Below are 12,357 nucleotides of genomic sequence, written 5' to 3' on the forward strand. Positions count from 1 at the left end.
CTTTAACGATTTCCTGCCAGGGTGCCGGCATCAACTTTCGCGGCAAAATAGCGTTAGCAGCAGATAATCTGCGAACATACCTTTTCGCGGAAAACCCGCTTTCATCGGCCCGCCAGAAGTGTGTGCTATCCGTGACAGCGTAACGAGAAGCGGCAGCAGGGCAGAGATTAACGTGCAGTCTAATAAGGAAAACCCCCAGTTTCTTCACCACTATCACCTTGTTCATTCATCTGGCGGGGTGAATTCGTCGCACTGATTAGCGACTCACACCAGTGATGCCGCGCCTGAGGTAAAGCGTTCCGGTCCGTCACAGGCCAGCAAAGTGCGCTTTGATCGACTCGCAGAGTGATGCGGCTGCAGGGGATAACGGTTTTTCAGCACAGTGCAGGCTGACGCCAATCGTGCCCATCTCCGGCAGAGCTGATGTCAGCAACGTTAGCGAAGATGGTAAGCCCATCTGTGTCCGCAAGGTAATACCCAGCCCCGCCTCTGCGGCGGCCCATATTCCGCTCAGACTGCGGCTGGTGAACGCAATGCGCCAGGGAATATTTGCCCTGTCTAACGCCGCAGTGGCGGCGCTACGCATAAGGCAGGGCGCGTCAAAGACCAGCAAGGGTAGTGGTTGTTTAGCCTCCAGCAGACTCTGGACATCAAAACCCTTTGCGCTGATCCAGTTGAGCGGCAACGCGCCAAGTGACTGACTGTGCGCTGTCGACTCCTCGCCTTGCCAGCAGAGGGCGACGTCAATCTCGTGCTGGCGTATTGCGGTCAGTAAGCGCTGATTGCGGCTTACGGATGCTGAAATTTGCACGTCGGGATGCGCACGTGAAAACTGACCCAGAACGGCAGGCAGCAATGTTTCGCCAAAATCTTCCTGCAAACCCAGCCGCACTTCTCCGCCAATCCCGCTGGCCTTGATGGCGGCACAGGCTTCGTCATTCAGGCTCATCAGCCTGCGCGCATAGGCAAGCATAATCTCGCCCTGCGCGGTAAGCGTCAGATGCCGTCCTGACTTCTGCACCAGCGCTGCTCCCGCCTGGTATTCCAGTTTCTTTAGCTGAGCGCTCACCGCCGAGGTTGATCGGCCCAGGCGCTGCGCGGCAGACGCAAAGCTCCCCAGTTCAATACCGGTCACAAACGTACGCAGGCTTTCTGCATCAAACGTCACGGGCCTTTTCGCCATTCTTATTCATCCCATAAAACGGGACTGTTTGTCCCAATATTTCTGATTTTATAAATCATCGCCGCCTTTTATCTTTTTATCACACCCCCAGAAGGAAAGAGAAATGAACCCCATACCGTTAACGCGCGAAAATCTGGCTGAGATCGCGCCCAGGCTGGCAGAGTTGAGTGAAGACATTTTATTTGGCGATATCTGGCAGCGCGACGGGCTTTCATCGCGAGACAGAAGTCTGATTACTGTCAGTGCGCTTATTGCGTTAAACCGACCCGAACAACTGAGCTGGCATCTGAAACTGGCTCGCAAGAATGGCCTCTCTGAGGCTGAGCTCACGGAAATGATGACCCACCTGGCCTTTTATTGCGGCTGGCCGGCGGCTGTTTCCGCCCTCACGGTTTTTAAAAACACGCTCTCAGAGTAAGGAATATCTATGCCCGTCAGTCGTATTGCGATATCTGAACACCGTATTGAACAGTGGCGTGAGGCTATCTCCACAGCGTTACAGGACGCACTCGAGACCTCTTTTTCTGTGCCGCACGGGGATTGTTTTCAGTTCTTTGACAGTTATCACCGGCATACACGTATTTTTGATCGGCGCTATTTGTGCAGCGCGCAGACGGGCCGAAGTGATGACTTTCTTCTGTTTCACATTACGGCAGGGAAAGCGCGTAGCCTCGCACAAAAGCAGGCTTTTTATGCAGATTTGAATGCGCGTCTGGTAAAGGCGATTGGCATTAATCCTGCTGACGTCATGGTTGTCGTGAATTTCAGTGACCCCGAGGACTGGTCATTTGGCAACGGCAAGGTGTTTAGTCTGGCCGATATCTCATCACGCTGAGGAGAAAAAATATGCTGGCGATGCAGTACCGTTTTGTTCTTCCCGCTGACTACGATATGACAATCATTCAGCGCAGGATTGCTGACAACGGCAAAAAAATGGATGGCTTTCCAGGCCTGCTGTTTAAAGCTTTTCTTTACGCCTGGCAGAAGGGCGCCGATATGAACGGCCAGGAAAACAGTTATGCCCCGTTTTATCTCTGGCAGGATGCGGACAGTATGCACCGCTTTTTAGCCAGCGAGGGGTTCAAAAGGTTGACGCAGGCCTTTGGCTGGCCGCGTATTGATACCTTTCCGGTGCTGTCTGCCGACATATCGACGGCTATCAGCCAGGCGAGTTGGGCCGTCTGTGAAATCAGCCCCGTACAACCTTACAGCGATCTCGCGCTACTGACTCACCATCGGCCGCTGGACAACGCGCTGGCACGGGTGTCCGCACTGGACGCCTGCGGCTGGCGGCGCCTGACATTCACCTTATGGCGAACGCCGCAGGCCGTCACTTGTCCGGCTCGCGCTTATCAGGTCGGATATATAGCGCGGGCGTGACCGACGGACCGTTACGCTCTGTCACACATTTATATTACTAACCGCATATCTATTAGAACGGTTATATGACTATCTTATTTTATCTGCCGGGTACGTGTGCATGACCTTTCTGTCCGCCCGGCCATGCGGCTAAATATTTCCATTTTTTGCCAGTGAATCTAGTATTAATGTGCATAAGGCACTGTTGCCTGTTTGCCGATGGAGAGAAAAAGAATGCATCAAATGAAGCGCCTGAAAATGCTGACGGCAGCGACGCTGCTGGCGTTAAGCCTGCCTGTGACTTCTGCGTTTGCTGCGCTGGCCGCAGGAGAAACCGCACCGGACTTTAAACTGGAAGCGGCTCTGGCAGGTAAAGAAACGACCTTCTCCTTACAGCAGGCACTGAAAAAAGGACCGGTTGTACTTTATTTCTTCCCGGCGGCGTTCAGCGCCGGCTGTACGCTGGAAGCGCATGCTTTTGCGGAAGCAACCGATGAGTTTAAAAAGCAGGGCGCAACGGTAATTGGCGTGACCGCAGGTAATACCGATCAGATTGCGAAATTCTCTCAGCTTGAGTGTCGCGATAAGTTCACCGTCGCCGCCGATCCGGGTGCCAAAGTGGCGGCCGAATACAAAAGTACGATGGAAATGAAAGGCAAAACTCTGTCTGACCGCACATCGTATGTTATTGCGCCGGATGGCAAAATTTTGCTGAGTTACACCGATAAAAATCCAGAGGCCCATATTCAGAAGACCCTGGATGCCGTGAAAAAATACCGTCAGGCTAATCCGGCTTAATCTCACATCTGGACAGCGCCATCATGTTGACTGCTATCGCCGCCGCGTTTCTGGGCGGCATTATTCTTAATCTCATGCCCTGTGTATTCCCGGTGATCTCGCTGAAGGCCCTGAGTCTGCTGCGCCACAATGCCCAACCCGCACATGCGCGAGCCGAAGGGCTGGCTTTTCTGGTGGGTGTGGTTGTCACGATGGTGCTGCTGGTCAGTGTGCTGTTACTGGCAAGAATGGGGGGCGCTTCCGTCGGCTGGGGTTTTCAGTTGCAATCGCCGCTGGTGATAGCCTTACTGGTGCTAATCATGGTGGCATCGGCCCTCAACCTGTTCGGCCTGTTTGAGGTTGGCTTATCCCTTCAGCGGGCGGGTGAAGTCGGAGGCGAGCGGGGAGGGCTAACCGGATCGGCACTCACCGGCGCGCTGGCCATCGTCGTCGCCACGCCCTGTAGCGCGCCGTTTATGGCCAGCGCCATCGGCTATGCCTTTACGCAACCTCCCGTTATCAGTGTGGTTATTTTCCTTTCACTGGCGCTGGGGTTTGCAGCACCGTTCACACTAATTTCCTTTTTCCCTGTGTTTGCCCGCCTGCTACCTGCGCCGGGTGCCTGGATGATCACGCTCAAACACGGGCTCGCCTTTCCCATGCTGGGGGCGGCGGGGTGGTTGATTTGGGTACTGGAGCGTCAGGCGGGTTCGACAGCCCTGGCAGCCATTCTGACATGCTGCCTGGTGCTGAGTTTTGCCGCCTGGCTGTATGGTATGGCGCAAAAGCGACAGATGATGGGAAGGCGGCACTGGGCATTACACATCGCTACAGCCGCCATGGTCGTTCTGTTAATTCCGCCGTTGTTAACATTGAAAACCGCCACGACAACGCCGGATTCGCCCGATACCGTTGCCGCGGCCGCGGTGGCATGGACACCTCAAAATGTTGAGGCGATAAAAGGTCAGGGCAAACCCGTTCTGGTCAATTTTACGGCCTCATGGTGCATTACCTGTCAGGTTAACGAGCGCACTTCCCTGTCGACGCAGGCGGTTAAGCAAGCTATGGCGCGCACTGACACCATCTATATGATTGCGGACTCTACGAAGTACAATCCTGATGTCGAACAGGCGCTCAGCGACTTTGGTCGCGGCGGATTGCCGCTGTATGTCGTTTACCCTGCGGATGGCGGAAAACCTGTCGTTCTGCCGCAGGTGTTAACCCCGGGCATCGTCATCACGGCACTGCAGCAGGCCAGCGAAAAAGGTAAAAAAACCTGATGGCCTTATTGCTGCGGCAGACCATTAAACCTGCATTCAGGCCTGCGCACGCATAAGGCGGGCCTGAACCTGCACGGCATGCACACAGGATGAACATGAAAACAATCGGACTGATCGGTGGGATGAGCTGGGAATCCACGCTGCCTTATTACCGCTTCATCAATGAAGGTATTCGGGAAAGACTGGGCGGATTACACTCGGCACGACTGCTGTTACACAGCGTCGATTTTCACGATATTGAAGTCTGTCAGCGTGAGGGCAACTGGGCACAGGCAGGCAAGCAGTTGGGTGAAGCCGCCCGGGGACTGGCACTTGCCGGGGCCGAAGCCATCGTGCTGTGTACCAATACGATGCACAAGGTTGCCGACGATATAGAAGCCCACTGCAATCTTCCCTTTTTACACATTGCCGATGCCACGGGCAGGGCGATAACAGCCAGAGGGATGACGCGAGTCGCCTTGCTGGGCACCCGCTATACGATGGAGCAGGATTTTTATCTGGGGCGGTTACAGCAACGGTTTTCGATTAACACGATCGTGCCGGAGGCGGAGCAGCGCGCCACCCTCAATCACATCATTTTTGATGAACTCTGCATGGGAAAATTTACCGAAAGCGCACGCCAGTATTATCTTGATGTGATCACGCAGCTGCGCGATCAGGGCGCGCAAGCGGTGATTTTCGGCTGCACGGAAATCGGCCTGCTGGTTCCCGAGGCGCAAAGCGCTCTGCCTGTCTTTGATACCACCAGCCTTCATGCCCGTGATGCCGTAGACTTTATGTTGTCCTGATTGTCCGTTATACGGGCAACCAAAAAGTCTGTTCGTTGGCGTCATTAAGGGGTTTCAAATATCACGTAGAGCTTACGCATGGTCGTGTCCATAACCCATGTGCCTTCCGTATTTGCTTCAAAAAACAACGTATCGCCGGGTTTGAAATGCTGTGGTGTTTCGCCATCAGCAGTAAAAGATCCCGTTCCGGAAAGGAAGTGCATCATCTCCGCTTGCTTTACGCCGCGACGATAGCTGCCCGGCGAACATTCAAAAATGCCCATATCAATACTCTCATGACCCGGGATGACTTTCTGCAGCCCGGCGATCACGATTTCAGGTGAACCAGGTAATCCCTCAACGGTACCCCAGGGTTCGAGAGTGCTGATCGAAGCAGGTTGTTCAAGTTTTTGTACTTTCATTTTTTCTTCCTGAGCGATTGTCACGGTTATGGCAGGCATTGCACGTTGCCCTTAGCGTAAACAAAACCAGAAAAACAAAGCGCGTTTTAATTTCCTGCGTATGAAACTTCTGCTCATTCACCGTCGTCTTTAAAGCAGAATATGCCTGGCAAGGTCACGGCGCGTTCGGTACAGAGGCTAAGGGCGCAGTGTGCGGTTTTCCCGACACTTTGCGACTTAATGCCACACGACATCGTCGGACTGAAACTGGCGTAGGGCTATCAACAAAAAAGAAGGATCACGTTTAACGGTATCCGGCGATAGTTAACGGGTTCGTTTATCTGTTCTGCAATAAACAAAATCGCGGGATGGATTTGAAGAAGGCACTGGTGATGAATTAACCCTTTTAGTCATGACAGCCCTTTAGCGGATATCACTCTATTTGACGCAATCACGATGATTAAGGATTTACCAAAAAACGGTATCGAACATACCTGTAATTGCACGAGGCGAAAGCTTAAGGCGCTATTATTTGCGGTATGTCATTCTCCTGAATTAAACACCAGCAAGCCAGGTTATCCAGAGCGGGCGGCGCATCCGGCGTTTTTTCTTGTGAATGCAGGCAGTTACGATGTCATCTCACCTGCCAGACGCCGTGGGATCGCAGCCTGATTTAAGTCACGTATTCTGAGCATGCTTTGACTGTTTTTTAAAGCAAAACAGACAGGCTTATTTCGCAACAGGTAGCGTTGAGATGGGTTTCGATCCCGGTTAATCGCTTTTTCCGCCAGGCTTAACCATGCCCGTTCTCGCCGACTTTATCCGTCTGTTGATTTTTTCGCCTTGCGGCGAAATAAGATTTTTAATGAAAGTTAAACGTCGCATAAACGTAACAGAACCTGAACGGCAAAAACGTACAACATCGCTACGCTCAATAAAGGTAAATCATTTTCATAATCGTTACGGAGTCAAATTGATGCATAAACTTTCGATTGTTGTTATTACCGCAGGTCTGCTCATGGCAATGAGTACTCAGGTCGAAGCGAAAGGGTGCCTGAAAGGTGCAGCCGTCGGTGGCGTTGCCGGGCATATGAAAAACCACGGTGCAGCGGGTGCGGCGGCTGGCTGTGCGGTTGGGCATCATATGGCGAAGAAAAAACAAAAAGAGGCGGATGCTAAGCAGCAAGGGCAGCAGTAAATCTCGCCTCCCTACACCGTCCGTCAGCGGACAGGTGTAGGGCAGATCAGGCTTTCACCGCAGGTAATCTCTTCTCTCCCTTTCGTGACGCACGTTAGCTCAGCAGGCTGGCGGCCACGTTTACAGATAACCCCAGAATCGTCAGATTAAAGATAAAAGAGATGACCGACTGCAGCAGGGCGAGTTTTCGCATTTCTGTTGTGCCCGTTGCCACATCGGCGGTCTGAGAAGCCACCGCGATGGTAAAAGAGAAATAGAGAAAATCCCAGTAAGCCGGGTGCGCAGGTTTCTCTGGAAAGATCATCGGGGTAACGCTGCTGCTACGATGCAAATAGTGCTGGTGTGCATAATGCATGGCAAACGCGCTGGGCAGTAAAGCCCAGGAGGCGATGAGCGTTATGGCGGTCAGAAGCAAATGCAGGGCCCGCGGTGTGCCCGTCAGGCTTTTCAGCGTGGGAAGCTCACTCATAATGGCCACCATACTGATCGTACAGGCTACAATCACCAGCCCCAGTACCAGTGCGGCACTTTGATCCTGCATCCGGGCGATTCGTTTAATCTGATCAGGCGCAGTGCGTAACATACGAAACCAGATAAACCAAAGATAGAGCCACGCCAGCACGTTCCAGCTTATCAACAGTCGCTGCATTTGCCCCAACTGTTCGGGCAGTAAAAAATAGCAGACGATACCCGCAACGACAGAGATGAGCAGGCGCAACCGGGCGAAAAGATTTGAGCCAAAGGAAGAGTGCATGGTCATGGGTTTTTACTGGTAATTGAATCAGTTAACTCTAGTGTATTCCGGATTATCCTGCCGTAAAAAAAGCACGAGATTTACCCTGCGTTGTGGATGGGATGATGATGACATTCAACTCTGAGTCAAATGCCCCAGCTACCGAACCTAACAGATGCGGTTATGTGCAATGTCATCCCATTTCGTCTTTCTGTTCTGTACCGGCACCGAGAATGTGCAACGCACATTCATTACTCATCATTCTGGTGCTTAGCGGCCTGAAAATCGGGTAATTGCCTGATTTCTGGCAATATGATTTCTGGCACGTCAATTGCAAAACTGTGAACAGTACGCAGCGCAACACATAATCTGATAGCAATAGCTGGCTAGGGTTCCGGTTCACGCAGGTGAATGTCTGGTCCGAGAGCTGGCGACCTCTGCGAGGTTACACGGCGGGACAAAAGCCCGGGAGACAGCAGCACCCTGAGGTGTCGCGCTGCTCCTTTTTTGTGCCAACCAGAGGTTAACCATGAAAACAACGTCGTTCATCCGCACGCTTTTGCTGTCACTGATCTTGCTGATTAGCTTTCCTTCCTTCGCCGCGGTCAAAAAAGAATTCAACATCTGCTGGACGATCTATGCGGGCTGGATGCCCTGGGGCACCATCAGTAATGAAAAAATTATTGATAAATGGGCCAGCAAATACGGCATCAAAATCAATATCGTTCAACTCAACGACTACATCGAATCCATTAACCAGTATACAGCGGGGCAGTTTGACGGCTGCACCATGACTAATATGGATGCGCTGACTATCCCGGCGGCAGGCGGCGTGGATTCGACTGCGCTGATCACCGGCAGCTATTCCGATGGCAACGACGGTATAGTCCTGAAAGGGGTGAATAAAAAACTCAGCGACCTGAAGGGCATGTCGGTCTATTTACCTGAGTTGTCGGTATCGCACTATCTTCTGGTTCGCGGACTGGAAAAAGCCGGACTGCAGGAAAAGGACGTGAAGGTCGTCAATACCTCGGATGCGGATATCGTCTCGGCCTTTGGCACCAGCAACGTGCGGGCGGTGGTCGCCTGGAACCCGCAACTGTCCGTCATCAAAAAGACACCACAAACCACTGAAGTGTTCAGCTCCTCCCAGGTCCCCGGTGAACTCATCGACATGATGGTGGTGAACACCCAGACGCTGAAAGATAACCCGGCTCTCGGCAAAGCGCTGACCGGAGCCTGGTTTGAAATGATGGCAAAAATGCACGCAGGCGATACAAAAGTGCTGAGTGAGATGGCTGCTGATTCCGGTACCGACCTTGCGGGCTATCAGGCCCAGCTGAAAACGACCCACCTGTTCTGGACACCTGCCGAAACGCTGGCCTTTATTTCTTCCCCGGAATTACCAAAAACCATGCAGCGCGTGGCGACATTCTCCTTTGATAAAGGGCTGCTGGGTCAGGGCGCACAGAGCGCTGACTTTATCGGCATGACGTTCCCGGGCAACGTCACCATTGGCGACAGGGCTAACAGCAAGCTGCGCTTCGACGACAGCTATCTGAAACTGGCCGCCGCGGGCAAGTTGTAACCACTGACCACGGGAGTTCGTGCCATGCGCCTCATCAACCGCTATCCCCGCCAGGGCATGCGCCTGACGCTAATGCTGTTGCCCTTCGTGCTGATTATCGCCGCCTGGTTTATCGGGTCCGCGGTGCGGCTCGAAGCCAATCCGCAGGACAAACTGCTGCCCGGCCTGTCGCAGATGATTGATGCCATTGACCGGATGGCTTTCACGCCGGATAAGCGCAGTGGTGAATACCTGCTGTGGACCGATACGTTTACCAGCCTGAGCCGCCTGCTGCTGGGGCTGGCGCTCTCCTCGTTGATCGGCCTGTGTCTGGGTATCGCCGCAGGGGTGTTCCCGCTGTCCCGCGCCGCCCTGTCACCCCTGCTGACGGTTGTCTCGATGATTCCGCCGCTGGCGATTCTGCCCGTGCTGTTTATTGTTTTCGGCCTGGATGAGTTGTCAAAAGTGATGCTTATCGTCATTGGCATTACGCCGATGCTCGCGCGCGATCTTGAACACCGGGCGCGGGAAATCCCGGCAGAACTCTTTATCAAAGCGCAAACCCTGGGGGCGAATAGCTGGACGGTTGTGCTGCGGGTTGTCCTGCCGCAGCTGTTATCGCGGCTTATTACCTCGCTACGTCTGCTGCTGGGATCGGCCTGGCTGTTTTTAATCTCTTCTGAAGCGATTTCGGCGACCGCCGGGCTCGGCTATCGCATTTTCCTCGTACGGCGTTACATGGCGATGGATGTGATTATTCCTTATGTCATCTGGATCACGCTGCTGGCATGGCTGATGGATCTGGGCCTGCGCAGGTTGCACAACGCCTGTTTCCCCTGGGCGGAAGGAGGCCGGAAATGAGTTTTATCAGCATCAGGAATATCTGGCAGGAGTACGGCGATCATGTGGTGCTGGAGCGTATCAATTTACAGGTTAAAGAGGGTGAATTCTGCTCCCTGGTCGGTGCATCGGGCTGCGGAAAGTCGACATTTTTACGCCTGCTGCTGGGTCAGGAGAAACCTACCCGGGGAGAGATCACGCTGGATGGCCAGGCTCTGGCAACAGAACCAGACCGTAGCCGCGGCGTCGTGTTTCAGCGCTACTCCGTGTTTCCCCATCTCAACGTCCTGGATAACGTCGCGACGGGACTTGAGTTACCTGCTTCCCCGCTGTTTGGCCGCCTGTTTGGTGCCCGGAAACGCGAGGCCCGCCAGCAGGCGCGCGCGATGCTGGAGAAGGTGGGGCTGGGAAATGCGCTGGATAAATATCCGGCGCAGCTCTCCGGCGGCATGCAGCAAAGGCTGGCGATTGCCCAGGCATTCATCATGCAACCGCGCGTGCTGTTGCTTGATGAACCTTTTGGCGCACTGGATCCCGGCATTCGCAAAGATATGCATGCGCTGTTGCTTCAACTATGGAGTGAAACCCGTATGACGGTGTTTATGGTCACTCACGATCTTGCCGAAGGCTTCAACCTGGGCACCCGGCTACTGGTATTCGACAAAGTCCGTCACGATCCCCAGGCCCCTGATGCCTGGGGCGCACGTATTACTTACGATATTCCGCTTAATGAGGCGCGAATGGCACAACTGATGGCAGACAGTAAAGACAACGTTTATGCATTAAGGAGACAGCAATGACCGCACGTTTTCACTCGGCTCCCAGCCTGCGCGAAGAGCGGCTTCCCGGCGGGGCGCATACCTCACTCATTCTGCGTAAAGGACAGATCCTGCGCCTTACCGATCTCGACGGCGGCGCTAACGTCAGCATGATGATGCTCAATCCCCACGAAAAAAGTGAACGCCTGAATCTGCCGGATACGCTAAAGGGTCAGCATACTGCCCGGCTCACCACCGGGCACTGTTTCTACTCCGATATGGGCCGCGTACTCGCCGGAATCGTGGCGGACAGCTGTGGCTGGCACGACCCGTTTGGTGGCGTACTGAACGCGGCAGAAACGCACGAAAAATATGGCACGGGGCGCTATCAGGAGCTGCGGAATGGCTTCCATCGTAACGGCGTCGATAATCTGTTGGTCGAAATGGGCAAATGGGATTTGGGTCTGGAAGATCTGCTCATGGTCGTTAACTTCTTCAGCAAAGTCACTGTAGATGAAGATGGCCACTTTCACTTCATCACAGCGAACAGTCGCGCAGGGGATTTTGTTGAGTTGTTTGCCCCTATGGACGTTCTGATCGTTTTGACCGTGCTGCCGCATCCGATGGATCCTGCCCCGGACTATGCCCCGCGCCCCATTCAGCTGAGCTGGTATCAGGCGGATGACGAACAGGCCGCTACCGAAGCGTTGTTTATCCGCGATGAAAACCAGCGCGCGATTCGCAATACCCAACTTTTTGCCCTGTAAGGAGGCAGTGATGACCATGATTTCCAGCGACCGCCGCCCTGAAGATGCCGTGTACCGTCACGTGATCCCGGCGGGAGAGCCCTGGCTGTTTGAGGTTAAAAAAGGGCAAACACTGCGTCTGCTCGATTTGGAAGGGAATCAGGCGATCGATACGCTGTTTTACAACGCGGATAACCCGCGTGAACGTTACGATCCTCAACGTACACTACGCCGTCAGGGTAAGGCTTACCTGACCACCGGCAGCGTACTCTATTCCAATCTGGGCAATCCGTTGCTGACTATTGTCGCCGATACCTGCGGCCGTCACGATACGTTGGGTGGGGCTTGTGCGCAGGAAAGTAATACTGTGCGCTATGCCCATGACAAGCGCTATATGCACAGTTGCCGGGATAATTTTCTCTGTGCCTGTCTGCACGATGGCCGTCTGCATAAACGCGATATCGGTGCCAACATCAACTTTTTTATGAATGTCCCTGTTACCCCGCAAGGGGGACTGACCTTTGAGGACGGCATCTCTGCGGCCGGTAAATACGTTGAACTGCGTGCTGAGTGTAATGCGGTGGTTTTGATCTCTAACTGTCCGCAGTTAAACAACCCCTGCAACGGCTGGAACCCTACACCCGCCGAGGTACTGGTGTGGAACTGAGTCCGGCGCGGCTGAGCGTTACGCGCGCCTGAACAACATCAGCCCCGGGGACGGCCCCAGGGGACATATCGACTTTGTGCG

15 protein-coding genes and 1 riboswitch are annotated in these 12,357 nt (G+C 53.8%); of the genes, 12 read left to right on the forward strand and 3 right to left on the reverse strand.

The features are described from left to right. Positions 1 to 307 precede the first annotated feature (307 nt). A complete protein-coding gene (locus C1N58_RS20830) occupies positions 308 to 1,183 on the reverse strand; it encodes a LysR substrate-binding domain-containing protein (RefSeq protein WP_394564937.1) in 876 nt (291 codons plus the stop codon). A gap of 103 nt (positions 1,184 to 1,286) precedes the next feature. On the opposite strand from C1N58_RS20830, the gene C1N58_RS20835 reads away from it, so the two are divergent. From C1N58_RS20835 to C1N58_RS20860, 6 genes are all read left to right on the forward strand, one after another. Continuing rightward, the gene (locus tag C1N58_RS20835) at positions 1,287 to 1,601 is read left to right on the forward strand and encodes a carboxymuconolactone decarboxylase family protein (RefSeq protein ID WP_394551229.1); all 315 of its coding nucleotides are present in this window, start codon (positions 1,287 to 1,289) and stop codon (positions 1,599 to 1,601) included. 9 nt (positions 1,602 to 1,610) lie between these two features. Continuing rightward, positions 1,611 to 2,018 (forward strand): tautomerase family protein, encoded by a 408-nt coding sequence (locus C1N58_RS20840; RefSeq protein ID WP_277284808.1) that lies wholly within the window; start codon positions 1,611 to 1,613, stop codon positions 2,016 to 2,018. A gap of 11 nt (positions 2,019 to 2,029) precedes the next feature. Further along, a complete protein-coding gene (locus C1N58_RS20845) occupies positions 2,030 to 2,563 on the forward strand; it encodes a DUF4865 family protein (protein ID WP_033742267.1) in 534 nt (177 codons plus the stop codon). Positions 2,564 to 2,776: 213 nt separating this feature from the next. Further along, the gene (locus tag C1N58_RS20850; RefSeq protein WP_033742266.1) at positions 2,777 to 3,340 is read left to right on the forward strand and encodes a peroxiredoxin; all 564 of its coding nucleotides are present in this window, start codon (positions 2,777 to 2,779) and stop codon (positions 3,338 to 3,340) included. A gap of 23 nt (positions 3,341 to 3,363) precedes the next feature. Then, positions 3,364 to 4,599 carry a protein-disulfide reductase DsbD family protein gene (locus C1N58_RS20855; RefSeq protein ID WP_006122090.1) on the forward strand — a complete coding sequence of 412 codons (1,236 nt, stop codon included), beginning with the start codon at positions 3,364 to 3,366 and terminating at the stop codon, positions 4,597 to 4,599. A 95-nt stretch (positions 4,600 to 4,694) separates the two neighbouring features. Then, positions 4,695 to 5,387, forward strand: a complete 693-nt coding sequence (locus C1N58_RS20860) for an aspartate/glutamate racemase (protein ID WP_006122091.1) — start codon at positions 4,695 to 4,697, stop codon at positions 5,385 to 5,387. Positions 5,388 to 5,431: 44 nt separating this feature from the next. Here C1N58_RS20860 and C1N58_RS20865 read toward each other — a convergent pair whose 3' ends face one another. Then, complete coding sequence (locus C1N58_RS20865; RefSeq protein WP_164483355.1) at positions 5,432 to 5,788, reverse strand: cupin domain-containing protein; 357 nt, start codon at positions 5,786 to 5,788, stop codon at positions 5,432 to 5,434. Between the two features lie 955 nt (positions 5,789 to 6,743). On the opposite strand from C1N58_RS20865, the gene C1N58_RS20870 reads away from it, so the two are divergent. Further along, positions 6,744 to 6,965 (forward strand): hypothetical protein, encoded by a 222-nt coding sequence (locus tag C1N58_RS20870; protein WP_033742263.1) that lies wholly within the window; start codon positions 6,744 to 6,746, stop codon positions 6,963 to 6,965. 94 nt (positions 6,966 to 7,059) lie between these two features. On the opposite strand, the gene C1N58_RS20875 is transcribed toward C1N58_RS20870, so the two are convergent. Then, positions 7,060 to 7,719 carry a DUF1345 domain-containing protein gene (locus C1N58_RS20875; protein WP_058708927.1) on the reverse strand — a complete coding sequence of 220 codons (660 nt, stop codon included), beginning with the start codon at positions 7,717 to 7,719 and terminating at the stop codon, positions 7,060 to 7,062. A 354-nt stretch (positions 7,720 to 8,073) separates the two neighbouring features. Next, positions 8,074 to 8,172, forward strand: a riboswitch (guanidine-I (ykkC/yxkD leader). Positions 8,173 to 8,227: 55 nt separating this feature from the next. Between C1N58_RS20875 and C1N58_RS20880 the strand changes: the two genes are divergently transcribed. The 5 genes from C1N58_RS20880 to C1N58_RS20900 are packed head-to-tail and all read left to right on the forward strand — an operon-like array spanning position 8,228 to position 12,276. After that, on the forward strand, positions 8,228 to 9,286 hold the full coding sequence (locus C1N58_RS20880; protein WP_058708848.1) for a putative urea ABC transporter substrate-binding protein: 1,059 nt from the start codon (positions 8,228 to 8,230) through the stop codon (positions 9,284 to 9,286). A gap of 24 nt (positions 9,287 to 9,310) precedes the next feature. Further along, positions 9,311 to 10,126, forward strand: coding sequence for an ABC transporter permease (locus C1N58_RS20885; RefSeq protein ID WP_110268551.1), 816 nt, complete (start codon positions 9,311 to 9,313; stop codon positions 10,124 to 10,126). Next, on the forward strand, positions 10,123 to 10,905 hold the full coding sequence (locus tag C1N58_RS20890; RefSeq protein ID WP_205954640.1) for an ABC transporter ATP-binding protein: 783 nt from the start codon (positions 10,123 to 10,125) through the stop codon (positions 10,903 to 10,905). The genes C1N58_RS20885 and C1N58_RS20890 overlap by 4 nt, the downstream gene beginning before the upstream one ends. Continuing rightward, entirely contained in the window at positions 10,902 to 11,630 is a 729-nt protein-coding gene (locus C1N58_RS20895) for an urea amidolyase associated protein UAAP1 (protein ID WP_164483357.1), read from the forward strand. Before C1N58_RS20890 ends, C1N58_RS20895 begins: the two co-directional genes overlap by 4 nt. Positions 11,631 to 11,640: 10 nt before the next feature. Next, positions 11,641 to 12,276, forward strand: a complete 636-nt coding sequence (locus C1N58_RS20900; protein ID WP_039339340.1) for an urea amidolyase associated protein UAAP2 — start codon at positions 11,641 to 11,643, stop codon at positions 12,274 to 12,276. Positions 12,277 to 12,357: the final 81 nt, after the last annotated feature.

This window comes from Pantoea sp. SGAir0180 (assembly GCF_043546245.1).

Excerpts from the sequence above, each read along its gene's own strand:
- C1N58_RS20895 (WP_164483357.1), top strand. The coding sequence starts at position 10,902 with ATGACCGCACGTTTTCACTCGGCTCCCAGCCTGCGCGAAGAGCGGCTT.
- C1N58_RS20845 (WP_033742267.1), top strand. The coding sequence starts at position 2,030 with ATGCTGGCGATGCAGTACCGTTTTGTTCTTCCCGCTGACTACGATATG.
- C1N58_RS20890 (WP_205954640.1), top strand. The coding sequence starts at position 10,123 with ATGAGTTTTATCAGCATCAGGAATATCTGGCAGGAGTACGGCGATCAT.
- C1N58_RS20860 (WP_006122091.1), top strand. The coding sequence starts at position 4,695 with ATGAAAACAATCGGACTGATCGGTGGGATGAGCTGGGAATCCACGCTG.
- C1N58_RS20885 (WP_110268551.1), top strand. The coding sequence starts at position 9,311 with ATGCGCCTCATCAACCGCTATCCCCGCCAGGGCATGCGCCTGACGCTA.
- C1N58_RS20855 (WP_006122090.1), top strand. The coding sequence starts at position 3,364 with ATGTTGACTGCTATCGCCGCCGCGTTTCTGGGCGGCATTATTCTTAAT.
- C1N58_RS20850 (WP_033742266.1), top strand. The coding sequence starts at position 2,777 with ATGCATCAAATGAAGCGCCTGAAAATGCTGACGGCAGCGACGCTGCTG.
- C1N58_RS20870 (WP_033742263.1), top strand. The coding sequence starts at position 6,744 with ATGCATAAACTTTCGATTGTTGTTATTACCGCAGGTCTGCTCATGGCA.
- C1N58_RS20865 (WP_164483355.1), bottom strand. The coding sequence starts at position 5,788 with ATGAAAGTACAAAAACTTGAACAACCTGCTTCGATCAGCACTCTCGAA.
- C1N58_RS20830 (WP_394564937.1), bottom strand. The coding sequence starts at position 1,183 with ATGGCGAAAAGGCCCGTGACGTTTGATGCAGAAAGCCTGCGTACGTTT.
- C1N58_RS20900 (WP_039339340.1), top strand. The coding sequence starts at position 11,641 with ATGACCATGATTTCCAGCGACCGCCGCCCTGAAGATGCCGTGTACCGT.
- C1N58_RS20835 (WP_394551229.1), top strand. The coding sequence starts at position 1,287 with ATGAACCCCATACCGTTAACGCGCGAAAATCTGGCTGAGATCGCGCCC.
- C1N58_RS20840 (WP_277284808.1), top strand. The coding sequence starts at position 1,611 with ATGCCCGTCAGTCGTATTGCGATATCTGAACACCGTATTGAACAGTGG.
- C1N58_RS20880 (WP_058708848.1), top strand. The coding sequence starts at position 8,228 with ATGAAAACAACGTCGTTCATCCGCACGCTTTTGCTGTCACTGATCTTG.
- C1N58_RS20875 (WP_058708927.1), bottom strand. The coding sequence starts at position 7,719 with ATGCACTCTTCCTTTGGCTCAAATCTTTTCGCCCGGTTGCGCCTGCTC.